The following is a 22,820-nucleotide window of genomic DNA, read 5'->3' on the forward strand; positions in this document are numbered from 1 at the left end:
TGCTCTGGCCGGACGACGTGTTCGTCGCCGACGTCCCCCGCTCCCAGCAGCTGATCCGCGCCTACGAGCAGACCGGCTGCCCGGTGCTGGCCCTGCTGCCGATGGACCCCGCCGACTCCCAGCGCTACGGCGTGCCCATAGTCAAGGAGGACCTCGGTGAGGGCCAGCTGCGCATCACCGGCCTGGTGGAGAAGCCCGCGCCGGCCGACGCCCCGTCCCCGTACGCGGCCATCGGCGGTTACGTCATCACCCCCGGCATCATCGACGAACTGCGTGAACAGACCCGCCGCTGGTACGAGCACCGCACCGGCGAGGTCTACCTGACCGACGCCATCAACGCCTACGCCGCCAGCCGGGCCGTGTACGGACAGGTCATCCAGGGCCGCTGGTACGACACCGGCAACCCGGCCGACTACCTCGTCGCCCAGATGGCCTTCGCCCTCGCCCACCCCGAGTACGGGCCCGTCCTGCGCGGCCTGGTCCGCGGGCTCGACGAGGAGCTGGAGGGCGAGCCGGATACGGTATGATCGTCTCAGAGCTGGTCGCCGCAGAACCCGGTGGCTGGTGCTGCGTTGGTGGTCCAAGGAAAGACGCCCCGCTTCCTGCGGGGAAATGCAGGTGCAAGGCCTGCCCGGCGCTCCATCCGATGCCCGTCCGCATGACTGCGGACGGGCATCGCGACGTTCGCCCCCTCGGCCTCTTGCCTCTCGTCGCCCTGGGCAACCCTTTCGGGCTAATCATCCCGCTCTGGCCGCCTGTATCCAGGATCCGGCTGATATGAAACCTCCTGGCAAGAAGGAAACTTCGGGGGCGGGTATGACAACGGCACAGGTCGGTGCAGTGATCGTCGGCGCCGGACCGGCAGGGCTCGTACTGGGGAATCTGCTTCTGGACCGCGGTGTCGACTGCGTGATCCTGGAGCGGCGCGCCCGGGAAGCGGTGGAGGGCCGGGCCAGGGCCGGTTTCCTCGCCCCCCACTCGGTGCGGATCCTGACGGAGAACGGCCTGGCGGCCGGCCTGCTCGCCCGCGGGCAGACCCACACGACCTGCCTGTTCCGCAGCGACCGGGGCGAATTCACCCTGGACTACGGAAAGTTGGGCCTCGGCGAGCCGCACACCGTCTACCCCCAGCAGGAACTCGTACGGGACCTGATCGCCGAGTACCTGCGGCGCGGCGGGGAGATCCGGTTCGGCGCCGAGGGCGAGGACGTCACCGACGGCCGGGTACGGGTGCGCGGCGGCACGGACGTCACCGGGCGGTACGTCGCCGGATGCGACGGACACCGGGGGATCGGCCGCGCCGCGATGACGGCCCACGGCACCCGGACCGCCCGCTGGGACCACGGTGTCTCCTGGCTGGCCGTCCTCGTCGCGGCCCCGCCCAGCCTGTCGGCCGTCGGATACGCCCTGCACGAGCGGGGGTTCGCCGGCCACATGGCCCGCACCGCCTCCGTCACCCGCTACTACCTGCAGTGCCCGCGCGGCACCGACCCCGCCGAGTGGAGCGAGGACCGGATCTGGACGGAGCTGGCGACCCGGATGCGGACGGCCGAGTTCGGGCCGCTGTGCGAGGGCGCCGTCCTGGAGAAGACGCTCGTCGACCTGCGCTCCGACGTACTGGAGACCCTGGGCGCCGGACGGCTGTGGCTGGCCGGTGACTCCGCCGGGCTCATCAGCCCGTCCGCGGCCAAGGGCGCCAACCTCGCGATCCTGCAAGCCGAGTCGCTCGCCCGCGCCCTTGCACAGGCTGTGGTAACCGGCGACGAGGCCGGCCTCGCCCGGTACGCCGGTGACTGCCTGCCCCGCATCTGGCACGCCCACGAGTTCTCACAGTGGATGAGCACCCTGCTGCACGGCCCCGACGGCGACGACGACACGGCCCGCTACGGGCGGGCGCTGCAGTACGCCCGCCTGGAGAGCCTCCGCACGTCCCGCTCCCACCAGGACTTCTTCGCCGAGAACTACACCGGCATCTGACCCCCGGGACCCACAACCCCCGGTTTCTCCCCACCCCACGATCAACGGGAACCCTTCATGAACCTCTCCGTCGTTCAAGCATGTCTGACGGAAACCGACCTGGAACGGATCCAGCACGCGGCCGGTCACGTCCGCGACCACGACACCGACCGGGTCCTCGCCGACCTGCTGCCCGATCTGACGGCCGAGGAGCGGGCCGACGTCTGCCGCCATCTCGTCTACGACCACACCGCCGTGCTGGTCTTCCCCGCCTCCCTCGACGCGCTCCCCGACGAACTGCGGCGCGCCGGGCTGGAACCGGGACCCGTCACACCGAGCGTGGTGGTACGCGGACGGCTGGCCCGGCGGTACGGCCCGGCCGTCGCCGACAGTCCGGTCGGGATCGTGCACGTGCCCGTCGCCGGGCGGACCGTGGAGATCTTCGCGCTGCCCGTACCGCCCGGCTCCCCGCTGGAGACGGTCGCCGCCGACGAACGCGCCGCCGGCCACGAGTCCCACCACGCGTTCGCCGTGACCGCACCGGGACGGGTGATCCCGGCCGGCCTGCGCACCCTGCTGACCGAACGCGCGGGCGCGGTCCCGGACGGCGGCGGCTACAACAAGCACGAGAACGTCACCGTCCTCTACTTCCGCACCGCCCACCACCGCCGCTTCGAACTCCGCCTCCCCGGCCGCCACGACCCGGTGCCGGACGCGACCCTCTCCCTCCTCGGCGTGATGACCGGCGCCTGGGCCACCCAGGCCGTCCGCTCCATGGCCGAACTCCGCATCGCCGACCACCTCGCCGCCCGGCCGGGCCTGGACGCCGACACCCTCGCGGACCACACCGGCACCGACTCCGACGCCCTGCGCCGGCTCCTGCGCTACCTGGCCACCCTGGGCCTGCTGACCGCCTCGGCCGACGGCACCTACCACCTCACCGCCCTCGGCGAGCCCCTGCACACCGGCACTGAGTTCTCCCTGCACCCGCTCGCGCTGCTGTACGGCGGCCCGTTCTACGACTCCTTCGCCGGCCTGACGTACGCCGTACGCACCGGGCAGGAAGCTTTCGCCCACCGCTACGGACAGCACCACTTCCCCTACTTCGCCGAGCACCCCGAACTCGGCGACCTCTTCCACCGGGCGATGGCCGCCAGCGCGGAGATGTTCACCCCGGTCCCCGACCTGGTCGACTTCTCCGGCGTACGGCGCGTGGTGGACGTCGGCGGCGGCAACGGCGCGCTGCTCGGCGGGGTGCTGCGGACCCACGGCCATGTCGAGGGCGTCCTCCTGGAGCGACCGGAAGCCCTGGAGGCGGCCCGGACCGAACTGGCCGACCTGACCGGCCGCTGCACCTTCGCCGCCGGGGACTTCACGGAGTCCGTACCGGAGGGCGGCGACGTCTACCTCCTGTCCCGCGTCCTGCACGACTGGGACGACGAACGCTGCGTGACCATCCTGCAGCGCTGCGCCGAGGCGATGCGCGAGGGCAGCCAACTGCTCGTTGTGGAACGCCTGTTGCCCGGCAGCACAGCGGCAGCCTGGGACGTCCACATGCTGTGCAACGTGGGCGGCCGGGAGAGGGAAGAGGCCCATTACGGGCGCCTGCTGGAGGGGGCGGGCTTCAAGCCGACGGCCTGCTACGCGCTCCCCCTCGGAGCGTCGCTGTTGCACGCCGTGCGGGGCTGAGCGCTCCGCTGGTTGCGCGGTCCGTTCACCGCGGGCCGGTGGGGGCCGGCCGCACAGTTCCCCGCGCCCCTCACGGGGCACGGTTCCACCAGCCACGGCGACTTGTGACCCCGCGGGGATCAGGCGCCACGACAGGGGCGCGGGGCTGTGTCGATGTGCGGCTACCGCCGCGTGGGCGCGACCAGGCGGAGCGACATTTGACCCCGCCCAGATCAAGCGGCCCTGCAAGGGGCGCGGGGAACTGCGCGACCAGCCACAACGGCGCCGCACCAGTCCACGCGCCGCACCCCTACGGCGCCCGGCTACCCCGCCTGCCCCATCCCCGCCGCATTGGGCCAGCTCTGCGCGTTCGGCCACCCCGTGGCCGGCGCCGGGGCCAGTCCGGGCGGCGGAGGCGCCGGCGCGGTCATGCCCCGCACCTGCGCGGCGGTCAGTCCGCCCCGCGCCGGAACCCCGGTCGGGGTGGGCCCGGCCGGAGCGGGCGGCGGCACGGGCACCGGTGCCTGCATGGGCATCTGCATCGGGGGCGCCTGCATCGGCGCCTGCATCGGCGGTGCCTGCATCGGTGCCTGCATGGGCGCCTGCATCTGGGCCACCATCGGCTGAGGCTGCTGCAGGGCGGCCGCTGCCGCCGGCATCGGCATCCCGGCCGGCGGACCGGCGACGGGGAGCGGCATGCCGACACCGGCGGCGGGAGCGGCGGCGAGACCCGGCCCCATGGCCGGCGCCGCGGCGAGACCCGGGACGGGCCCCATGCCGACGGCCTGGGCGAGCTGCATGCCCGCTCCGTTGGTCTCGCTCACCAGCCGGTCCACCGCCGCCGTACCCGAGCTGTAGCTGGTCCCATTGCCCAGCTCGGGCACGGCGGCTCCCCTCCTGGACCCGTAGAGCACCTGCTCCATGGCGGACACCAGGCGACGCACGTCCACCTCGGGGCGCACCACGAGCCTCAGGAAGCGACTGGACGAACCGATCTTGTTGCCGCACTCGCGGACCAGGATGCGGTGTTCGGTGAGCATCCGGTCCCGGACCACCGTGCCCTCGGCACCGACGGGAAGCCGTACGAAGAGGAAGTTGCCCTGCGAGGGGTAGACGGTCAGACCCGGCAGGACGGAGAGCTGGCTGGCCATCTCCAGCCGGTCCTTGCGGACCTGGAGCAGGCTCTGCGCGTACTCGGCGCCGTGCTCCTTGAGCATGAAGACGACGTACTCGGCGAACGCGTTGAGGTTCCACTTCGGCAGCATCGAGCGGACCTTGCCGGCCAGCGAGGGGTTGGCGACCATGTAGCCGAACCGGATCCCGTGCAGACCGAAGTTCTTGCCGAGGCTGCGCAGCACGATGACGTTCGGCCGGAGCATCGCCTCCTGGACGACGCTGGGCTCGGCCTCGGCGTCGGCGAACTCCAGGAACGACTCGTCGATGACGATCAGGTCCAGGTCGGCCATGGCGTCCATGAACTGCACCAGGGCCTGCTTGTGGAGGAAGCCGCCGTCGGGGTTGTTGGGGTTGCAGATGACGGCGACCCTGGTGCCCCGCTTGCGGATGAACTCGGCGTACTGCGCGAGGTCCAGGGCGAAGCCGTTGGACTCCTGGAGCGGGAACATGTCGACGCGCTTGCCGGTCTCCATCGGCTGGTCGGTCCAGCGGCCGAAGGTGGGGACGGGGACGGCGAGGGACTCGCGGACCAGCAGGTGGTCGATCCAGGTGATCAGCTCGGTGGAGCCGTTGCCCATGGCGACGGCCTGCGGCGGGAGCTGGAGGAGCTGGCAGAGCTCGGCGGTGATGGTGTCGGCGCTGCTCGGATAGAACGTGATGATGTCCTTCAGTCTGGACGCCATCGTTTCCATCATCGCCGGGGTGGGGAAGTACGGATTGCAGGGAATGCAGAAGTCGACGGGACCGGCCCCCTCGCCCCCCTCACGGGTAAGCGCCGCCATCGACGGGCTGTGCGCGCCGCTGCGGAACAACGAGGTGACGTTGCCTGCCATTGAACCTCCGTATGAGGCGGGCCCGGTGGGGACGACCGGGCCCGTCGTCTGGGGTGGCCCGCGCGGGGGAGCACGGGCCGCCTTTGAGTACGGAGTCACGCGTGACGCTGTTCAACGGATGTGAAAGAAACGTGAGTTTCAGCGCCCCGTAAGGGGCGCGGGCCTGTGTCGATATGCGGCTGCCGCCGCGTGGGCGCGACCAGCCCCTTACCAGCCGCGCCCACGCCGTCTCACCTCAGGCGCCGAACGAATGAACCGTCCGCGTCCGGTAGACCTGCCCCGGCCGAAGCACCGTCGACGGGAAGGCCGCGTGGTTCGGCGAGTCGGGGAAGTGCTGTGTCTCCAGGCACAGTCCGTCGCCCTGCCGGTAGGTGTGGCCGGAGGTGCCGATGAGGGTGCCGTCGAGGAAGTTGCCCGAGTAGAACTGCAGGCCCGGCTGGTCCGTGGCGATCTTCAGGGTACGGCCGGAGCGCGGGTCGCGCAGGGTGGCGATGTGCTCCGGCTTTGCCGTGACGCCCTTGTCGAGGACCCAGTTGTGGTCGAAGCCCTTGGCCTGCACCTGCTGGGGGTGACCTGCGCGGATGTCCCGGCCGACCGGCTTGCCCTTGCGGAAGTCGAAGGGGGTGCCGGAGACCGTGGCCAGTTCGCCCGTCGGGATCAGACCCGAGTCGGTGGGCGTGTAGCGGCCGGCGGCGATCGTCAGCTCGTGGTCCTCGATCGTGCCCGTGCCCTCACCGGCGAGGTTCCAGTAGGTGTGGTTGGTGAGGTTGACCACGGTCGGCTTGTCGGTTGTGGCCTCGTAGTCGATGATCCAGTCGCCGTGCCGGTCGAGGGTGAAGGTGACCTTCGTCCTGAGGGTCCCCGGGTAGCCCATCTCGCCGTCGACGCTCGTGTAGTGGAGGTGCAGGCCGACGTCGGAGCCCGAGGTGAAGCCCTCGATGTCCCAGACCTTCGTGTTGAAGCCCTTGGCGCCGCCGTGCAGGCTGTTGACGCCGTCGTTGACGGAGAGCTGGTAGCTCTTGCCGTCGAGGGTGAACTGGCCCTTGGCGATCCGGTTCCCGTACCGGCCGATGGTCGCGCCGAAGAAGGTGGTTCCGGCGACGTACGCGGCCAGGTTGTCGTAACCGAGCGACACGTTGGCGTACTTACCGTGCCGGTCCGGGATCTCCAGGGACTGGATGATGCCGCCGTAGGAGAGGACCTTGAGGCGGGTGCCGCCGTTCTCCAGGGACCAGCGGTAGACCTTCGTCCCGTCGGCGAGGGTACCGAAGAGCTCCTTCACCGGCTTCCTGCCTCCCGAGGAGGCCTCGGCGGTACCCGTGCCGAGGGTGGTGGCGGCTATCCCCGCCGCCGCGGCTCCCGCGATGACCGTGCGTCTGTTCAGTTCCATCTAGCGGCTCCTTGAAAAGAGAGTTGAAAGTCGCCCGCCGGATCCCGCGCCCCGTAGGGGCGCGGGGGTGTGTCGAATGTGCGGCTGCCGCCGCGCGGGCGCGACCAGCCCCCACCGGCCCGCAGTTTTCATTCGGCCTTCCAGCGGAGCGCCTGCGCTGACTACGAACCGGACTTGCGCTTGTTCCACACGTCGAATCCGACCGCGGCGAGGAGGGCGAGGCCCTTGATGACCTGCTGCCAGTCGGTGCCGACACTGAGGAGGTTCATGCCGTTGTTCAGCACGCCGAGGACGAGACCGCCGATGATGGCACCGAGGATGGTGCCGACACCGCCGCTCATGGAGGCGCCGCCGATGAACGAGGAGGCGATCGCCTCCAGTTCGAAGCCGTCGCCCGCCTTCGGCGAGGCCGCGTTCAGCCGGGCGGCGACCACCAGACCGGCCAGGGCCGCGAGCACGCCCATGTTCAGGAAGACGTAGAAGGAGACCTTCCTGTCCTTGACGCCGGACAGCTTGGCCGCCGGCAGGTTGCCGCCGATCGCGTAGATGTGCCGGCCGAAGACCGCGTTGCGCATCACGTAGCCGTAGCCGACGACCAGCGCGCCCAGGACGATCAGGATGATCGGGGCACCCTTGTAGCTGGCGAGCAGCAGGGTGAGGACGAGGATGGCGGCGATCAGCGCGGTCAGCTTGAGCAGGAACAGCCGGGTGGGCGGCACGTCCAGGGCGAACTCCTGCTGGCGGCGCCGGTCCCGGAACTCCTGCCAGACCACGGCGGCGATCAGCACGACACCCAGCAGCAGCGTGATGTTGTGGTAGTTGGTGTGCGGGCCCACCTCGGGGAGGAAGCCGTTGCCCAGCTTCTGCAGGCCGTTCGGGAACGGGCCGATGGTCTGGCCCTGGAGCAGGATCTCCGTGAGACCGCGGAACAGCAGCATCCCGGCGAGGGTGACGATGAACGACGGTATGCCCAGGTAGGCGATCAGCACGCCTTGCAGCGCGCCGGCCACGGCACCCATCGTCAGACACAGGATCAACGCGACCGGCCAGGGCACCCCGTGATTGACCGTCAGCACGGCCGCGAAGGCGCCCACGAACGCCGTCAGCGAGCCGACCGACAGGTCGATGTGGCCGGCGATGATCACCATCATCATGCCGATGGCGAGGATCAGGATGTAGCTGTTCTGCAGGACCAGGTTGGAGACGTTGCGCGGCAGCAGCAGGTCCCCGTCGGTCCACACCGCGAACAGGGCGACGATCAGACCGAGCGCGATCAGCATGCCGTACTGGCGCATGTTGCGGCGCAGTCCGTCGAGCACCAGCCGGATCAGGCCGGTGCCGTCTGCCGATCCGCTCTTGCCCGGCGGCGCGGGCGCCGGGCTCTTGGCGGTGACATCCGTGCTCATCGCGTTACCTCTTTGTCCTTCGTCATATGGCGCATCAGCACTTCCTGCGTGGCCTCGGCCCGGGGCACCTCACCGGTCAGCCGGCCCGCGGCCATGGTGTAGATGCGGTCGCACATGCCGAGCAGTTCGGGCAGCTCGGACGAGATGAAGACGACCGCCTTGCCCTGGGCGGCGAGCTGGTCGATGACCGTGTAGATCTCGTACTTGGCGCCGACGTCGATCCCGCGGGTCGGTTCGTCCAGGATCAGCACGTCCGGGCCCGCGAAGATCCACTTGCTGAGGACGACCTTCTGCTGGTTGCCGCCCGACAGCTTGCCCACCGGCTCGAAGACGGTCGGAGCCTTGATGTTCATGGACGTGCGGTAGCCCTCGGAGACCTGCCGCTCCTCGTGCTCGTCCACGATCCCGCGCTTGGCGACCTTGTTCAGCGCGGTCAGTGAGATGTTGCGGTTGATGGTGTCGATGAGGTTGAGGCCGTAGTGCTTTCGGTCCTCGGTGACATAGGCGATGCCGTGGCCGACCGCCTCGGCGACCGACTTGGTACGGATCTCGGTGCCGTCCTTGAGGACCGAGCCGCCCGCGTACCGGCCGTAGGACCGCCCGAAGACGCTCATCGCGAGTTCGGTCCGGCCCGCGCCCATCAGCCCCGCGATTCCGACGATCTCGCCGCGCCGGACATGGATCGACACGTCGTCGACGACCTTGCGCTCCTGGTCGATCGGGTGCCGCACGGTCCAGTCGCGGATCTCCAGGGCCGGTGCCGCGTCCTCTTCGCCCTCGTAGGGGGTGCGCTCGGGGAAGCGGTGGTCGAGGTCGCGGCCGACCATGCCGGAGATGATCCGCTCCTCCGTCGTCTCCGCCGACTTCACGTCGAGGGTCTCGATGGAGTGACCGTCGCGGATGATCGTCACCGAGTCGGCGACCCGGCGGATCTCGTTGAGCTTGTGCGAGATGATGATCGAGGTGATGCCCTGGTTCTTCAACTCCAGGATCAGGTCGAGGAGTTTGCCGCTGTCCTCGTCGTTCAGAGCCGCGGTCGGCTCGTCGAGGATGAGCAGCTTCACCTTCTTCGAGAGCGCCTTCGCGATCTCCACCAGCTGCTGCTTGCCCACGCCGATGTCGGTGACGCGGGTCTCCGGGTGGTCGTCCAGACCCACCCGGCGCAGCAGCTCGGTGGCGTGCCGCAGGGTCTCCCGCCAGTCGATGAACCCGCCTTTGGCGTGTTCGTTGCCGAGGAAGATGTTCTCCGCCAGCGAGAGGTACGGCGACAGCGCCAGCTCCTGGTGGATGATCACGATGCCGCGCTGCTCGCTCGCCCGGATGTCACCGAACTCGCACGGCTCGCCCTCGAAGAGGATCTCGCCCTCGTAACTACCGTGCGGATGGACGCCGGAGAGGACCTTCATCAGGGTCGACTTGCCGGCGCCGTTCTCCCCGCAGATGGCGTGGACCTCGCCCTGACGGACGGTCAGGGTGACGTCCGAGAGCGCCTTGACACCGGGAAAGGTCTTGACGATCGAGCGCATTTCCAGGACGGGTCCCGCCATGGTCTGCCTTCCAATCAGTGATGGTCGATCAGGGGTCGGCGGATTACTTGAGCTCGGCGTCGGTGTAGTAGCCACCCTTGACCAGGACGTCCTCGTAGTTGGACTTGTCGACGCTCACCGGCTGGAGCAGGTAGGCGGGGACGACCTTGGACCCGTTGTCGTACGTCTTGGTGTCGTTGACCTGCGGGGTCTTCTTGTTCAGCACGTCGTCGACCATGGTCGCGGCGACCTTGGCGAGCTGCCGGGTGTCCTTGTAGACGGTCTGCGTCTGCTCGCCCGCGATGATCGACTTCACCGAGGCCAGCTCGGCGTCCTGCCCGGTGATGACAGGCAGCGGCTGGCTGCTGGACCCGTAGCCGTCCGACTTCAGCGCGGCGAGGATGCCGATCGAGATGCCGTCGTACGGCGAGAGCACCGCGTCGACCTTGGCGGACTTGTAGGAGGAGGTGAGGATGTCCTCCATACGCGCCTGTGCGGTCGCGCCGTCCCAGCGCAGGGTGGTGACCTTGTTCAGCGCGGTCTGGCCGGACTTGACCACCAGCTCCTTCTTGTCGATGTACGGCTGGAGCACGCTCATCGCGCCGTTGAAGAAGTACTTGGTGTTGTTGTCGTCGTTCGAGCCGGCGAACAGCTCGATGTTGAACGGGCCCTTCTTGCCGCTGTCCAGGCCCAGCTTGTGCACGATGTACGTGCCCTGCTCGACGCCGACCTTCTCGTTGTCGAAGGACGCGTAGTAGTCGACGTTCTTGGTGCCGAGGATCAGCCGGTCGTAGGCGATGACCGGGATGTTGGCGTCCGCGGCCTCCTGGAGCACGTTGTTCAGGGACTTGTTGTCGATGGCCGCGATGATCAGGCCCTTGACGCCCTGCGTGATCAGGTTCTCGATCTGGGAGACCTGGGTGTCCGGGTTGTCCTCGCCGTAGACCAGCTTGGTCTTGTAACCCTTGGACTCCAGGTTCTTGACGACGTTCTTGCCGTCGGCGATCCAGCGCTCGGAGGACTTGGTCGGCATCGCGATGCCGATCGTGCCGCCCTTGGCGCTGCCGCTGCCCTCCTTGCTGCCGCCCTCACCGCTCTGCCCGCAGGCGGAGAGGGTGAGAGCGAGCGAGGCGGCCCCGGCTATGAGAGTGAGGGCGCTTCTACGAGTGCGCATAGTGATCGGTCCCTGTTCTTCTCGTCGTTGAGAGGTTGAAGCGCCCCGAAGGGGCGCGGGGAACTGCGCGACCAGCCACAACGGACCCGCAGTTCCCGACGTTCATCAGGCAGAACCCTCGGTGGGGAACCGGTTGAGAACCCCCGGCAACCGGGACCCCAGCGGCGCCATCTCCCCGTCCGCCCCGTGCCGGGCGAGCAGGTCCAGGGCGAGCCGCCCCCGCCGCACCCGCTCCCGCGCCGTGTCCAGGGTCACGTCCCGCAGATGGGTGCCCCACGGGTAGATGCCGGGAGCCTTGGACAGGCCGAACTTCAGGTAGATCGGTGCGCCGCGTCGGATCAGCTCGGCGACCTCGTACATCCGGATGTAGCCGCCGAGGTCGTCGGGGGCCTCGATGTACATGTCCATGGGGGCGCCGGACACCCGGCGGATCTCGGTGAGGTGATCGAGCGTCAGATCGCTCGGCACGTTGACGGAGTCGGCGCCGAGGTGCTCGAAGACGGAGTACGACGCCGGGTTGACCGGCCCGACGAGCGCGGACACCTTCAGCGTGGTGTCGGCCGGGATGATCCCGGCCTGCCGGGCCCGGTGCAGCGTCCACAGCACGCCCTCGTCGGCGACGAGCAGACACTTGACGCCCAGCTCCGTCGCCCGCACGGCGTCTTCGACGCATCCGGCGACCGCGTCGTGGCCACGCGCGCGCAGTCCGGCCCCCCGCGAGTCGGAGCGCACGGAGCCGCCGATGTCCCAGGTGCCGCGCGGACCGGTGAACAGGCAGAGCTCGATGTCACGCTCGTTCGTCGCCTCGACCATCTCGGTGATCTCGGCGTCGGTGAGCATCCACACGCCGCTGCCCTGGCTGATCCGGTGGATCGGCACGTCCAGCCGTGACGACTCCTTGAGTACGACGGCCAGCGCCTCGGGACCCTCGCAGGAGGGGATCTCGGTGCGCCACTTGCCGCCGCCCGGGAAGGTGTGGGCGGAGGCGTCGGCGGGGTCGAGGGCGGGTGCGCCCAGACCGAGGGCGGTGAGTGCCTGCTCACCGGGTCGGCGGGCCGCCGTAACGGAAGCGTCGGTCGTCACAAGCTGTCCTTCGTGTTCGGTATTTCGGACAAGGTTCGCGGCTCGGGGCGGCAAAAGGCTTGGTGGTACGCCGGCCACGGCGAGGTCAGGGCACGCCGCGGCCGGCGTACGACTAGGGGCGGAGCAGCACCTTGCCCACCTTCGGATCACCGGCTCCCACCAGCTCGATGGCCTGGGGGAACTCGGTCAGCGGCAGCTCGTGCGTGACCAGCGGCAGCGGATCGAGGAGCCCGGCCCCGAAGACCCGCACCGTGTGCGACCAGGCGTCCGGCGGTGCCCCGAAGACGGTGTGCACCTCCAGCTGCCGTACGACGAGATCGGTGGGGTCCAGGCCCTCGGCGCCGGCGGCCGGGATACCGGTCAGGACCAGGCGCCCGCCGCGCCGGAGCAGCGCGGCGGCGGTGCGCGCGGCGGACGCGGACCCGGCGGTCTCGATGACGACGTCGAAGTCGTCGGGAAGCTCCTGGTCCTTGGTACGGAAGTCGGTCGCCCCGAACTGCCGGGAGAGCGCCTCCCGGTCGTTCCGGGTCCCGACCACCAGCAGTTCGCCCGGCGAGATCGCCTTCAGGAACTGCACGGCGAACATCCCGAGCGTCCCGGTGCCGACCACCGCGACCCGCTCGCCCGGCTGCGCGTTGCCCTTCAGCGCGGCCGCCGCGATACAGGCGGCGGGCTCCAGAAGGGCGGCGGCGGTGAGGTCCGCGTCGTCCGGCAGGGCGTGCAGCAGCCGGGCCGGGAGCGTGAGCGTGGCGGCCATGGCGCCCGGCTGGGTGAACCCGGTCTCCTCGTACCCGTCGGTGCACAGAGTGGTCTCGCCGGCGTGGCAGCGGTCGCAGACCTGGCAGTTCCGGAACCCCTCGCCGACGACCTTGCGGCCGACCAGACTTCCAGGGACCCCGGCGCCGACCGAGCGCACCGTCCCCGACCACTCGTGGCCCGGCGTCAGCGGGTACCGGACGTACCCCTCGGGCCGGTTCCCCTGGTACACCTCGCGGTCGCTTCCGCAAATCCCGACCGCGTGCACGGCGACCAGCGCCTCGCCGGGGCCGGGCTCGCGAGGCGTGTGCTCCTCCACCCGGTGGCTGCCCGGCGCCTCGACGACGATCTGGGAGCTCACTTGGACCCCTTGGGCCTGCGCTGCTCCCAGCCGTCGGCCCAGAGGTCGAAGCGGGCCTGCTGCTGCGGGAACTCGGCGGCGGCGTCGGCGTCGAACTCCACCCCGAGGCCGGGTGCGTCGGACAGCTGGAAGTACCCGTCGACGACCTCCGGCGCGCCCTTGACCACCTTCTTGATCTCGGCGTCGGCGAAGTCGTTGAAGTGCTCCAGGATCTTGAAGTTCGGGGAGGTGAACCCGACCTGGAGGGAGGCGGCGGTCAGCACGGACCCGCCGACGTTGTGCGGGGCGATCAGTACGTAGTGCGTCTCGGCGGTGGCGGCCAGCTTCCGCGTCTCCCAGATTCCACCGATATGGCCGACGTCCGGCTGGATGATGTCCACGGCCTGGCTCTCGAAGAGCTCGCGGAACTCGATGCGGTCGTGGATGCGCTCACCGGTGGCGACCGGGATGTCCACCTTGGCGGCGACCTTCTCCAGCGCCTTCAGGTTCTCCGGCGGGCAGGGCTCCTCCAGCCAGGCCGGTTTGAAGGGTGCCAGCTCGCGCGCGAGCCGTACGGCCGTCGCGGGGGAGAAGCGGCCGTGCATCTCCAGCATCAGCTCGGCGTCCGGCCCGATGGCGTCCCGCACGGCCTCGATCAGCGACACGGAGTACAGCGTCTGTTCGTGGTCGAGCTCGAAGTGCCCGGTCCCGAACGGGTCGATCTTCAGCGCCCGGTACCCGCGCTCGATCACCCCCTGGGCGGCCTTGTGGTAGGCCTCCGGCGTTCGCTCGGTCGTGTACCAGCCGTTGGCGTACGCCTTGACCCGGTCGGTGACCTTCCCGCCGAGCAGCTGCCACACCGGCACGCCCAGGGCCTTGCCCTTGATGTCCCAGCAGGCCATCTCGATCACGGCGATGCCGGACATGACGATCTCGCCCGCCCGGCCGTAGTCGCCGTACTTCATCCGGCGTACGAGGTCTTCCACTGCGAACGGGTCCGAACCGAGAATGTGGTTGGCCTCGGCCTCCCGCAGATAGCCGATCAGCGCGTCGGTGTGCCCGAGCATCCGGGTCTCGCCGACTCCCGTGATCCCTTCGTCGGTGTGCACCTGGACGTACGTCAGGTTGCGCCACGGCGTCCCGACCACGTGTGTGCTGATTCCGGTGATGCGCACGGCAGTTGCCCCTCAGCTGTTCGAGATTTCGTCACACGTTCGAAATGCTGGCGTGACAGTAAGGACGGGGCGGCGGGGGTGTCAATGGGGCGAACGGGTAACGGTTTCGGCAAGACTTTCGACAGCTTTTTCGGTCCCCCACAGAACCTTCACAGGGCCGGGTGGTTAAGTGACCGGTGGGGAACTTAGTCTTCCCGCGTCATGGACTACTGCCACCCGTGCCGACGGCACCTCAACGGCGCCCTCGCCTGTCCGGGGTGCGGCACTCCCGCCGAGACGCTACGCGCGTCCGCGCCGGAAGCGACGGCCCCGGCCGCGACCGGTGAAACCCCTTACCCGGAGCCGGATTTCCCCGGCGACGGCCACGGTGACACCGACACCGGCACGGACGGCGACGGCTACGACGACGAGGGCGAGGGCGACGAGCCCCTGCCGGGCGGCCGGGCGGACCGGCGACGGGCGGCGCGCGGGCGTGGCGGCCGGAGCCGGGGGCGAGCCGCCGAGAGCCTCTCCGAGGGCGTCGAGGAACCGTCCGGGGCCGACGGCAGCCGTCGCGACCGCAAGGCCGCGGCCCATCGCCGGCGGCGCCGCAGGATCCTGCTCGTGAGCGCGGCGTGCGTACTGGCGGCTGGCGCCCTGAGCCTCGCCGAACTCGGCACGGACGCCATACCGTTCACCAGCCCCGGCCCGGCCTCCGCGGGCGGCGACACCGCCGACGGCGGCACGTCGACGTCGTCCCCGGGTGCGACGGCCGAGCCGCTGGGAGACACGTCCGGCGCGACCGGCCCGGCGAGTTCGGCCTCCGCGGACCCTTCCGCCTCCCCGTCCCCGTCCGCGTCGAAGGACAAGGCGTCCGACTCCCCGTCGGCGTCCCCGAAGGACACCTCGGCACAGTCGGCGACGACGGGCCCGGGCACCGGCCCGCAGACACCGACGGCGGCACCGACATCCACGGCGGCCTCGACACCGACGGCGAACCCGACGACCTCCAACCCGAGCCCGACCCCGTCGCAGAGCCACTCGTGCACGCGGTTCCTGTGGTGGTGCTCCTAGGGCGACCCGCGCCCAAAGGTCTACCGAAGCAAACCCAGCAAATCCCCGGTCACCGTGTCACATCCGCAGAACCCGCTCCGTCATAGGTGTGTATCCCGCTGAACCCAACGGAGGAACACACCATGGAAGCCCGTCTGAACCTCTTCGCCAGCCCCATCGCCAACAAGCTGATCAAGGCCTTCAACGGCGCGGGCAAGGCCGCCGAGGGGACGTCGATCCCCGCCGCCACCCTGGAACTGGTCAAGATCCGCGCCAGCCAGATCAACGGCTGCGGCTTCTGCCTCGACATGCACACCAAGGACGCGGCGGCCGCCGGCGAGACCCAGCAGCGCCTCCACATGGTCGGCGCCTGGCGCGAGGCGACCGTGTTCACCGAGGCCGAGCGCGCCGCGCTGGAGCTGGCCGAGCAGGGCACCCGGATCGCCGACGCGGCGGGCGGGGTCCCCGACGAGGTGTGGGAGAACGCGGCCAAGCACTACACCGAAGAGGAACTCGTCGCGCTGGTGGCGACGATCGCCCTGATCAACGCCTACAACCGGCTGAACGTCATCTTCCAGCAGCCGGCCGGCGACTACCGCCCCGGCCAGTTCGCGTAACCGTCCGAGGGGGGCTGCCGGCCGACCTCGGCGGCGGCCCCCGCTAAGCGTCCAGCATCCGCCGCAGCAGATCCCGCAGCGTCAGCCGCTCCGCGTCCGACAGCCCCGCCAGCGGCTCGCGCGCGAAGCGCAACCCGTCGCGCAGCTCGCGGGCGACCCGGCGGCCCTCGTCCGTCGCCGCGGCCAGCTTCACCCGGCGGTCGGCCGGGTCGGGCCGCCGCTCCGCGAGCCCCCGCGCCTCCAGCCGGTCCACGATCCCCGTCACGTTCGACGGCTCGCACTTCAGCTTCTGGGCCAGCTTCCGCATCGGCAGCGGCTCCAGCGAGAGCAGGCTGAGCAGCCGCGCCTGCGCCCCGGTGAGCGCGTGCTCGCCCGCCGCCTCCTCGTAGTCCGCGTAGAAACGGGACACGACATCACCGATCAGCTCGACGACCTCCAGGGCCAGGGCGTCGGGGCGCCGGGTCTTGGCTGGACTGGACTGTGAGGACGACATGCGCCCAAGAGTACCCCGTTACTTGACATCCTGAAATATTAAGGAGCATGGTTGTTTCAGGTACTGAAGTAATCAGGAAAGGCGCACGTCATGATCAACCGCGAGTGGCACCTGCAGAGCCGTCCCGTCGGCTGGCCGAAGCCCGAGGACTTCGCCCTGGTCGAGGCGGAGGTCCCGGTACCGGGTGAGGGGCAGGTACTCGTGCGGAACAAGTACCTCTCGGTCGACCCGTACATGCGCGGCCGGATGAGTGCCGCCAAGTCGTATGCCGCCCCCTTCGAGCTCGGCAAGGTCATGCAGGGCGGCGCGGTCGGCGAGGTCGTCGAGTCGAACGCCGAGGGCATCGCGGCCGGCGACCACGTCCTGCACTTCTTCGGCTGGCGCGAGTACGCGGTCATGGACGCGAAGAACGCCGTCAAGGTCGACGCGGCGGCGGCGCCCCTGTCGACGTACCTCGGCGTCCTCGGCATGACCGGCCTCACCGCCTACGCGGGCCTGCTGCGTACCGCCTCCTTCAAGGAGGGCGACTCGGTCTTCGTCTCCGGTGCGGCCGGCGCGGTCGGCAGCCAGGTCGGCCAGATCGCGAAGCTCAAGGGCGCCTCGCGGGTGATCGGCTCGGCCGGCTCCGACGAGAAGGTCAAGCTGCTGGTCGAGGAGTACGGCTTCGACGCGGCCTTCAACTACAAGAACGGTTCCGTCGCCGAGCAGCTGCGGGCGGCCGCGCCCGACGGCGTCGACGTCTACTTCGACAACGTGGGCGGCGACCACCTGGAGGCGGCCATCGGGCAGCTGAACCGGGACGGCCGGATCGCGGTCTGCGGCATGATCTCCGTCTACAACAACACCGAGCCCGCCCCCGGCCCGAAGAACCTCGCCCGTCTCATCCAGACCCGCGGCCGGATCGAGGGCTTCCTGGTCGGCGACCACTACGACCTGCAGCCGCAGTTCGTCGTCGAGGTCGGCCCGTGGGTGGCCTCCGGGCAGCTGAAGTACGGCGAGACGGTCGTCGAGGGCATCGAGAACAACCTGGAGGCGTTCCTCGGGGTCCTGCGCGGCGACAACACCGGGAAGATGATCGTCAAGCTGTAGGACTGCCTACGCTTTCCGGCATGCGGTAACTTCTTTCCGAACCGTCGTCGATCGTGGGCGCGAGTCGCGGCGGACCGAGGAGAGAAGAAACCGCATGCCCATTCAGCAGTCCGACGTCCTGTACACCGCCGTCGCCACGGCCGAGAACGGCCGCGACGGCCGGGTCGCCACGGACGACGGCCGGATCGACGTCGTCGTGAACCCGCCGAAGGAGATGGGCGGCAGCGGGGCCGGGACCAACCCGGAACAGCTGTTCGCCGCGGGATACAGCGCGTGCTTCCAGGGGGCGCTGGGGGTCGTCGCCCGGCAGGCCGGGGTCGACGTCTCCGGTTCGACCGTCACCGCGAAGGTGGGACTCGGGAGGAACGAGGAGGGGTTCGGGCTCGTCGTGGAGATCTCCGCGGTGATTCCGGGCGTCGACGAGGGGGTTGCCCGCGACCTTGTCGAGCAGGCTCACCAGGTCTGCCCGTACTCGAAGGCGACTCGCGGAAACATCAGCGTGACGCTGGTCTGACGGCGCTCGTTGCGCTGTGGGGAGGCCGCACCCTTGGACGTGGGGTGCGGTCTCTCGTCTGCGGGGTGCGGAATCAGTGCCGGTGCGGGTGGTCTGTGGTTGCTCGCGCCCACGCGGCGGAGCCGCACATCGATACAGCCCCGCGCCCCTTGGGTGAGTTGCGCTCAGCGGGTTTCAAGTGCTGCCTCGTGTACGGCTTTCGCCAGGGCGTTGTTCTCGGGTGCCGCTCCGCCCGGGAAGGCGAACCGTCGGCGCGTGTAGCCGTAGGCGACCCCGCTTCTCGGGTCCGCGAACGCCTGGGAGCCCGCCGCGCCGCTGTGGCCGATCGTGCCCGCGCCCAGGAACGGGTGCCAGGTGTCCGCCGTCGCCTGGAAGCCCAGGCCGTACGACTTGTGGGCACGCGCCACCAGGTCGTACCCCACCGAGTGGAACTGGCCGAACTCCGCGACCGTGTCGTCCTTCAGCAGCGGCGCCTTGCCGTCGATCTCGCTGAGCAGCGCCGCGTACATCCCGGCCAGGCCGCGCGCCGAGGCCACCCCGCCGAAGGACGCCGGGCCCCTGGCCCGGACCCGCGGGTCGTTGGGCAGGGCCGCCAGGTCCATGGGCTCGGCCGCGTGCCCGTTGAAGGCGATCCCGGCGAGCGTCCGCGGGCCGGACGGGAGGGCGTCGAGCAGCGCCTGCTGCTCCGGTGTCGGCCGCATCGCCTGGGTCGTGCGGAAACGCGGCTCGTGCGCGGCCGGCAGGCCCAGGAAGAAGCCGAGGCCGTACGGTGCCCGGACCCGCTCCTCGTACACGTCCTGGAGGGTACGGCCGGTCGCCCGCCGTACCACCTCGCCGGTGAGGGCCCCGATGACGAGGGCGTGGTAGCCGAAGGCGGTGCCGGGGCGCCAGAACGGCCGCTGGTCGGCGAGGCGTTCGGCCATCGCCCGGTCGTCGGTCAGCTCCTGCGGGCTGAACCCGGTGTCGGTGCCGACCAGGCCCGCCCGGTGCGCGAGCAGGTCCCGCAGGGTCAGCGTGCCCTTGCCCTCCGCGGCGAACTCCGGCCAGTAGTAGGTGACTTTACGGTCCAGCTCCAGCGTGCCGTCCTGCACCAGCATCGCCACGACGAGATGGGCCGCGCCCTTGGTGGACGAGAACACGCCGTAGAGGGAGTCCCCGTCGGCCCCCTCGCCGGCCCACAGGTCGACGACCCGCCGACCGTGGACGTACGCACACAACTGTCCCTCGTAGTCGGTCGGTTCGCCGGCGACGAAGGCGGCGAACTCCTCGCGCACTCCCTCGAAGCCCTCCGCGACCGTGCCCCGGACGGTGATCTCCTGCGTCATCCGCTCTCCTCAACCGAGCCGCCGCAAGCAGCTCCCATGGTGAACAACGCCCTGCCCTCTGGTTCCTGAGAATCGGTACGGCGGGATGCACCCGTTCGACTCAACAGCGACCAGGGGGTCTTGGTGGCACCACTGTCCCGGTGGGTCCACACCCCCACTGCGCCCCGGGACCGCACCGGTAAAGTTTTCGCCATGCGTGATCTCGGGGTGGGCTTCGGATATCTGCTCAAGGGCCAGCGGTGGGTCGGCCGGCACGGCAAGCAGTACGGCTTCGGTCTGCTGCCCGGCCTGATCGCCTTTGTCCTCTACGCGGCGGCACTGGTCGCCCTCGCGATATGGGGAGAGGACTTCGTCGCCTGGGCCACCCCGTTCGCCGACGACTGGTCCAGCCCCTGGCTCGGCCTCTTCCGCGGCTTCCTCACCGCCGTGCTCTTCGCCCTCGGCCTCCTGCTCGCGGTCCTCACCTTCACCGCCGTCACGCTGCTGATCGGCCAGCCCTTCTACGAGAACCTCTCCGAGAAGGTCGACGCGGACGTCTCGCCCGACGGCACCGCGCCAGAGTCCGGGCTGCCGTTCTGGCGCGAGCTGTGGATCTCGGCCCGCGACAGCCTGCGCGTTCTGCTCCGGGCCGGCCTGTGGGGCCTGCTGCTCTTCGCCCTCGGCTTCCTGCCCCTCGTCGGGCAGACCGTCGTACCGGTCGTGGGGTTCTTCGTGACCGGCTTTTTCCTCACCGAGGAACTCGCCGCCGTCGCCCTTCAGCGCCGGGGCGTCGACCTGCGCGCCCGGCTCGCCCTGCTGCGCTCCCGCAAGACCCTGGTGTGGGGCTTCGGCACCCCGCTGGGCCTCGCCTTCCTGGTCCCCTTCGTCGCGGTGTTCCTGATGCCGGGCGCGGTCGCGGGCGCCACCCTCCTCGCCCGCGACCTGCTGGGCGAGGAGACGGCGCAGGAGGACCCGGATCAGGACCGGGACCAGGACCGGCGGGTCACTTCCTGAAGCTCGCGTCCGCCGCCACGGTCACGATCGCCCGCACCTGGTCGATGATGTCCACCCGGTTGCGCACGAACTCCGGATCGGTCACCTCGGTGGTGTTCCCGGCCCCGAACTGCAGCACCGGCGTGTGCACATGCCCGCCGGGCAGGCTGTCGTGCAGCCCCAGCCGGTCGCGCAGCAGCGTGGCCCGGTAGGCGATCTCGTTGGACAGATAGTCCCCGCCGCCCCCGGCCCGTGCCGTGGACCCGGGAGTCGGCCCGTCCGCCCGTACGACGGCCTCCGTGCTGCCTGCCGGGATCTCGGTCACCTCGGTGTGGTCGTACACCGGGAACCGTCCGGTCGGCGCCGCCACGATCGCCGCGTACGGCAGGGTCGTGGTCGTCCACTGCGGCTGCGAGGCCGGGTCGGCGACCGGGACGGTCTCCGTCCGGCTCACGTTGTCGTTGTCGGGGAACCCGCCCCGCCAGGCCCCGTTGGTGCGCTCCACGTCGAACCGCCCGACCCGCCCCTGGCTCACGGTCGTGAACAGGTCCACCTTCGGCAGATACGGCCGCAGCGTCCGCTCCACGGTCCCCTGCGCGAAGTCGTCCCACCGCACCGGGAAGACGGCCGTCTCCACCCGCGCGGGCCCCTTTGCCGTCTGTACGACCGTGCCGTCGAGGGCCAGCGCACTCGCCCCGGACGGGTTGGAGATCCTGATGTCCCGGTCGAGCGTGAACGGGTCGAACCCGGTGACCAGGATCCGCCGCACACCCTTGCCGGGGTACCGGATGTCGGTCTGCCCCCGCGAGGTCCGCTCCAGCACGTCGAGCAGCGCCGCCCGCTGCCGCTCGCTCAGCCCGAACCCCGGCTCCCAGGTGCGCACGTCACGGGTCATCCCGAGCCGCGCCCAGTACAGCGGCCGGTCGTCGTCCCGGCTGATGTCACCGGAGACCGGCCCCCGCCCCTGCGCCCGGTCCACGGCCCGCCGCCACAGCGCGGACCCGTGCCGTACGACGATCCGCCGGGCCTGTGCGTACGACCGTGCGCCGTCGAGCGCCCGCGCGAACTCCGGTGCCACGGCGTCGAACCCGGACCGCCGGAGTATCTCCTGAGGCACGGCCCGGTCCAGCCGCTGCTCCTCGACGGTGGGGGAGGGCGCGGTGGCCGCGTGTGCGGCGCCCGGGGCAAGCGCCCCGGCCAGCAGGGCGATTCCAAGGACACCGATCCGAACGCGCAGCGAATTCAAGAGAGTTGGCCTTCCGTCGCAGTGGGGTGCGTGGTGCCGTCCGGGCCGCAGTATCGCTTGCGGGACGCGGTGTGGTCTACGCCAGGGGGAGCGACCGGGCCACCTCCCGGAGCACGGTCACGAACGCCTGTCCGGCCGGGGACGGGGACCGGCCGCGTACCGTCGCCGCGTACACGGCCCGTGCCGGGGCGCCTTCGTCCAGCACCGGCAGCAGCACGATGTCCGGGCGTACGGCGATGGCCGCCAGCGCCGGCACCAGGACCACTCCGAGCCCGGCGGCGACATACCCCTGCTTGGCGGTCCACTCGGCGACGACATGGGCCACCCGCGGCCGGAAACCCTGCCGCAGGGCCGCGTCCAGCAGGGTGCCCTCGGGCCGGGGGCCGCCGGAGATCCACTCGGCGTCGGCGAGCTGGGCCAGCCGCACCGCACCGGAGCGCGCCAGCGGATGCGCCGCCGGGACGGCCACGTACAGCGACTCGTCGAGCAGATGATGGAGGTCGTACGCCTCCAGCGGGGCGTCGCCGGTCGTCGAGACGATCGCCAGGTCCAGCCGCCCGGCGGCCAGCCGGTCCAGCAACGCCGGAGTGAGGCCCTCCTCGCGCCGCAGCGCCACGCCGGGATGGCGGGCGCGGAAGGCGGCCAGGGCGCGGGGCACGAGGGCCGCGTCCGCCGTCGGGAACGCACCGAACCGCAACCGCCCGCCGGTCAGTTCACGCAGCGCCGTCAGCTCCCCGACCGCCTCGCGCAGCGACCCGGTGACCGCCTCGGCGTGCGGGACCAGCGTCCGGCCGGCCTCCGTGAGCCGTACGCCCCTCGGCAGCCGGTCGAAGAGCGGGGCGCCGCCGAGCGCCGACTCCAGAGCGGCGATCTGCCGGGACACGGCGGACTGTGTCCACCCGAGCCGGCGCGCGGCCACGGTGAACGAGCCACCGCCGGCCACCTCCAGAAAGACGCGCAGCCAGGTGCTGGAGATGTCAGGGACCTCATACTGATGCGAGTCACGCATGGCAGTCATGCTAGACATTCGCTTGTCGCATTCCGGCGCC

General features: G+C 70.4%; 20 protein-coding genes. 8 read left to right on the forward strand and 12 right to left on the reverse strand.

The window, feature by feature from the left end:
* The 3 genes from ACWGJB_RS45745 to ACWGJB_RS45755 form a co-directional block, all read left to right on the forward strand.
* The coding region (locus tag ACWGJB_RS45745; protein ID WP_453385960.1) for a sugar phosphate nucleotidyltransferase at positions 1-527 on the forward strand (527 nt) is incomplete at its 5' end.
* Positions 528-816: 289 nt separating this feature from the next.
* Positions 817-1,977, forward strand: a complete 1,161-nt coding sequence (locus tag ACWGJB_RS45750) for a 4-hydroxybenzoate 3-monooxygenase (protein WP_453385961.1) — start codon at positions 817-819, stop codon at positions 1,975-1,977.
* Between the two features lie 57 nt (positions 1,978-2,034).
* On the forward strand, positions 2,035-3,645 hold the full coding sequence (locus tag ACWGJB_RS45755) for a methyltransferase (protein WP_453385962.1): 1,611 nt from the start codon (positions 2,035-2,037) through the stop codon (positions 3,643-3,645).
* A gap of 302 nt (positions 3,646-3,947) precedes the next feature.
* Here ACWGJB_RS45755 and ACWGJB_RS45760 read toward each other — a convergent pair whose 3' ends face one another.
* From ACWGJB_RS45760 to ACWGJB_RS45795, 8 genes are all read right to left on the reverse strand, one after another.
* A complete protein-coding gene (locus ACWGJB_RS45760) occupies positions 3,948-5,633 on the reverse strand; it encodes a pyridoxal phosphate-dependent aminotransferase (protein WP_453385963.1) in 1,686 nt (561 codons plus the stop codon).
* A gap of 235 nt (positions 5,634-5,868) precedes the next feature.
* Positions 5,869-7,023, reverse strand: coding sequence for an aldose epimerase family protein (locus ACWGJB_RS45765; protein ID WP_453385964.1), 1,155 nt, complete (start codon positions 7,021-7,023; stop codon positions 5,869-5,871).
* Between the two features lie 161 nt (positions 7,024-7,184).
* The gene (gene mmsB, locus ACWGJB_RS45770; protein WP_453385965.1) at positions 7,185-8,429 is read right to left on the reverse strand and encodes a multiple monosaccharide ABC transporter permease; all 1,245 of its coding nucleotides are present in this window, start codon (positions 8,427-8,429) and stop codon (positions 7,185-7,187) included.
* A complete protein-coding gene (gene mmsA / locus ACWGJB_RS45775; RefSeq protein ID WP_453385966.1) occupies positions 8,426-9,976 on the reverse strand; it encodes a multiple monosaccharide ABC transporter ATP-binding protein in 1,551 nt (516 codons plus the stop codon). The genes mmsB and mmsA overlap by 4 nt, the downstream gene beginning before the upstream one ends.
* 43 nt (positions 9,977-10,019) lie before the next feature.
* Entirely contained in the window at positions 10,020-11,129 is a 1,110-nt protein-coding gene (gene chvE, locus ACWGJB_RS45780) for a multiple monosaccharide ABC transporter substrate-binding protein (protein WP_453385967.1), read from the reverse strand.
* Between the two features lie 105 nt (positions 11,130-11,234).
* Positions 11,235-12,212 carry a hypothetical protein gene (locus ACWGJB_RS45785; RefSeq protein ID WP_453385968.1) on the reverse strand — a complete coding sequence of 326 codons (978 nt, stop codon included), beginning with the start codon at positions 12,210-12,212 and terminating at the stop codon, positions 11,235-11,237.
* Positions 12,213-12,324: 112 nt separating this feature from the next.
* Positions 12,325-13,329: a zinc-dependent alcohol dehydrogenase gene (locus ACWGJB_RS45790; RefSeq protein WP_453385969.1), complete on the reverse strand. Its 1,005-nt coding sequence runs from the start codon at positions 13,327-13,329 to the stop codon at positions 12,325-12,327.
* Entirely contained in the window at positions 13,326-14,483 is a 1,158-nt protein-coding gene (locus ACWGJB_RS45795) for a mandelate racemase/muconate lactonizing enzyme family protein (RefSeq protein ID WP_453385970.1), read from the reverse strand. The genes ACWGJB_RS45790 and ACWGJB_RS45795 overlap by 4 nt, the downstream gene beginning before the upstream one ends.
* Before the next feature lie 201 nt (positions 14,484-14,684).
* Between ACWGJB_RS45795 and ACWGJB_RS45800 the strand changes: the two genes are divergently transcribed.
* Together ACWGJB_RS45800 and ACWGJB_RS45805 are read left to right on the forward strand one after the other, a co-directional pair.
* Complete coding sequence (locus tag ACWGJB_RS45800; protein ID WP_453385971.1) at positions 14,685-15,536, forward strand: SCO2400 family protein; 852 nt, start codon at positions 14,685-14,687, stop codon at positions 15,534-15,536.
* Between the two features lie 122 nt (positions 15,537-15,658).
* A complete protein-coding gene (locus tag ACWGJB_RS45805) occupies positions 15,659-16,132 on the forward strand; it encodes a carboxymuconolactone decarboxylase family protein (RefSeq protein WP_453385972.1) in 474 nt (157 codons plus the stop codon).
* Positions 16,133-16,175: 43 nt separating this feature from the next.
* On the opposite strand, the gene ACWGJB_RS45810 is transcribed toward ACWGJB_RS45805, so the two are convergent.
* Complete coding sequence (locus ACWGJB_RS45810; protein WP_453385973.1) at positions 16,176-16,625, reverse strand: MarR family winged helix-turn-helix transcriptional regulator; 450 nt, start codon at positions 16,623-16,625, stop codon at positions 16,176-16,178.
* Positions 16,626-16,715: 90 nt separating this feature from the next.
* Between ACWGJB_RS45810 and ACWGJB_RS45815 the strand changes: the two genes are divergently transcribed.
* Together ACWGJB_RS45815 and ACWGJB_RS45820 are read left to right on the forward strand one after the other, a co-directional pair.
* Positions 16,716-17,714, forward strand: coding sequence for an NADP-dependent oxidoreductase (locus ACWGJB_RS45815; RefSeq protein WP_453385974.1), 999 nt, complete (start codon positions 16,716-16,718; stop codon positions 17,712-17,714).
* Between the two features lie 94 nt (positions 17,715-17,808).
* Positions 17,809-18,228: an organic hydroperoxide resistance protein gene (locus tag ACWGJB_RS45820; RefSeq protein ID WP_453385975.1), complete on the forward strand. Its 420-nt coding sequence runs from the start codon at positions 17,809-17,811 to the stop codon at positions 18,226-18,228.
* A 164-nt stretch (positions 18,229-18,392) separates the two neighbouring features.
* Here the strand turns inward: ACWGJB_RS45820 and ACWGJB_RS45825 are convergent, their stop codons facing one another.
* Positions 18,393-19,553, reverse strand: coding sequence for a serine hydrolase domain-containing protein (locus ACWGJB_RS45825; protein ID WP_453385976.1), 1,161 nt, complete (start codon positions 19,551-19,553; stop codon positions 18,393-18,395).
* 192 nt (positions 19,554-19,745) lie between these two features.
* On the opposite strand from ACWGJB_RS45825, the gene ACWGJB_RS45830 reads away from it, so the two are divergent.
* Positions 19,746-20,546, forward strand: coding sequence for an EI24 domain-containing protein (locus ACWGJB_RS45830; RefSeq protein WP_453385977.1), 801 nt, complete (start codon positions 19,746-19,748; stop codon positions 20,544-20,546).
* On the opposite strand, the gene ACWGJB_RS45835 is transcribed toward ACWGJB_RS45830, so the two are convergent.
* Both ACWGJB_RS45835 and ACWGJB_RS45840 read right to left on the reverse strand, forming a co-directional pair.
* The gene (locus ACWGJB_RS45835; protein ID WP_453385978.1) at positions 20,536-21,771 is read right to left on the reverse strand and encodes a pyroglutamyl peptidase; all 1,236 of its coding nucleotides are present in this window, start codon (positions 21,769-21,771) and stop codon (positions 20,536-20,538) included. The genes ACWGJB_RS45830 and ACWGJB_RS45835 overlap by 11 nt on opposite strands.
* 76 nt (positions 21,772-21,847) lie before the next feature.
* A complete protein-coding gene (locus tag ACWGJB_RS45840; protein WP_453385979.1) occupies positions 21,848-22,780 on the reverse strand; it encodes a LysR family transcriptional regulator in 933 nt (310 codons plus the stop codon).
* Between the last annotated feature and the right edge of the window lie 40 nt (positions 22,781-22,820).

Source organism: Streptomyces sp. NPDC054813 (genome assembly GCF_053611365.1).

What these genes read in the sequence shown, in the direction of transcription:
- ACWGJB_RS45760 (WP_453385963.1), bottom strand. Translation starts at nt 5,633, where the DNA reads ATGGCAGGCAACGTCACCTCGTTGTTCCGCAGCGGCGCGCACAGCCCG.
- chvE (WP_453385967.1), bottom strand. Translation starts at nt 11,129, where the DNA reads ATGCGCACTCGTAGAAGCGCCCTCACTCTCATAGCCGGGGCCGCCTCG.
- ACWGJB_RS45750 (WP_453385961.1), top strand. Translation starts at nt 817, where the DNA reads ATGACAACGGCACAGGTCGGTGCAGTGATCGTCGGCGCCGGACCGGCA.
- ACWGJB_RS45810 (WP_453385973.1), bottom strand. Translation starts at nt 16,625, where the DNA reads ATGTCGTCCTCACAGTCCAGTCCAGCCAAGACCCGGCGCCCCGACGCC.
- ACWGJB_RS45840 (WP_453385979.1), bottom strand. Translation starts at nt 22,780, where the DNA reads ATGCGTGACTCGCATCAGTATGAGGTCCCTGACATCTCCAGCACCTGG.
- mmsB (WP_453385965.1), bottom strand. Translation starts at nt 8,429, where the DNA reads ATGAGCACGGATGTCACCGCCAAGAGCCCGGCGCCCGCGCCGCCGGGC.
- ACWGJB_RS45815 (WP_453385974.1), top strand. Translation starts at nt 16,716, where the DNA reads ATGATCAACCGCGAGTGGCACCTGCAGAGCCGTCCCGTCGGCTGGCCG.
- ACWGJB_RS45805 (WP_453385972.1), top strand. Translation starts at nt 15,659, where the DNA reads ATGGAAGCCCGTCTGAACCTCTTCGCCAGCCCCATCGCCAACAAGCTG.
- ACWGJB_RS45800 (WP_453385971.1), top strand. Translation starts at nt 14,685, where the DNA reads ATGGACTACTGCCACCCGTGCCGACGGCACCTCAACGGCGCCCTCGCC.
- ACWGJB_RS45820 (WP_453385975.1), top strand. Translation starts at nt 17,809, where the DNA reads ATGCCCATTCAGCAGTCCGACGTCCTGTACACCGCCGTCGCCACGGCC.
- ACWGJB_RS45825 (WP_453385976.1), bottom strand. Translation starts at nt 19,553, where the DNA reads ATGACGCAGGAGATCACCGTCCGGGGCACGGTCGCGGAGGGCTTCGAG.
- mmsA (WP_453385966.1), bottom strand. Translation starts at nt 9,976, where the DNA reads ATGGCGGGACCCGTCCTGGAAATGCGCTCGATCGTCAAGACCTTTCCC.
- ACWGJB_RS45830 (WP_453385977.1), top strand. Translation starts at nt 19,746, where the DNA reads ATGCGTGATCTCGGGGTGGGCTTCGGATATCTGCTCAAGGGCCAGCGG.
- ACWGJB_RS45755 (WP_453385962.1), top strand. Translation starts at nt 2,035, where the DNA reads ATGAACCTCTCCGTCGTTCAAGCATGTCTGACGGAAACCGACCTGGAA.
- ACWGJB_RS45765 (WP_453385964.1), bottom strand. Translation starts at nt 7,023, where the DNA reads ATGGAACTGAACAGACGCACGGTCATCGCGGGAGCCGCGGCGGCGGGG.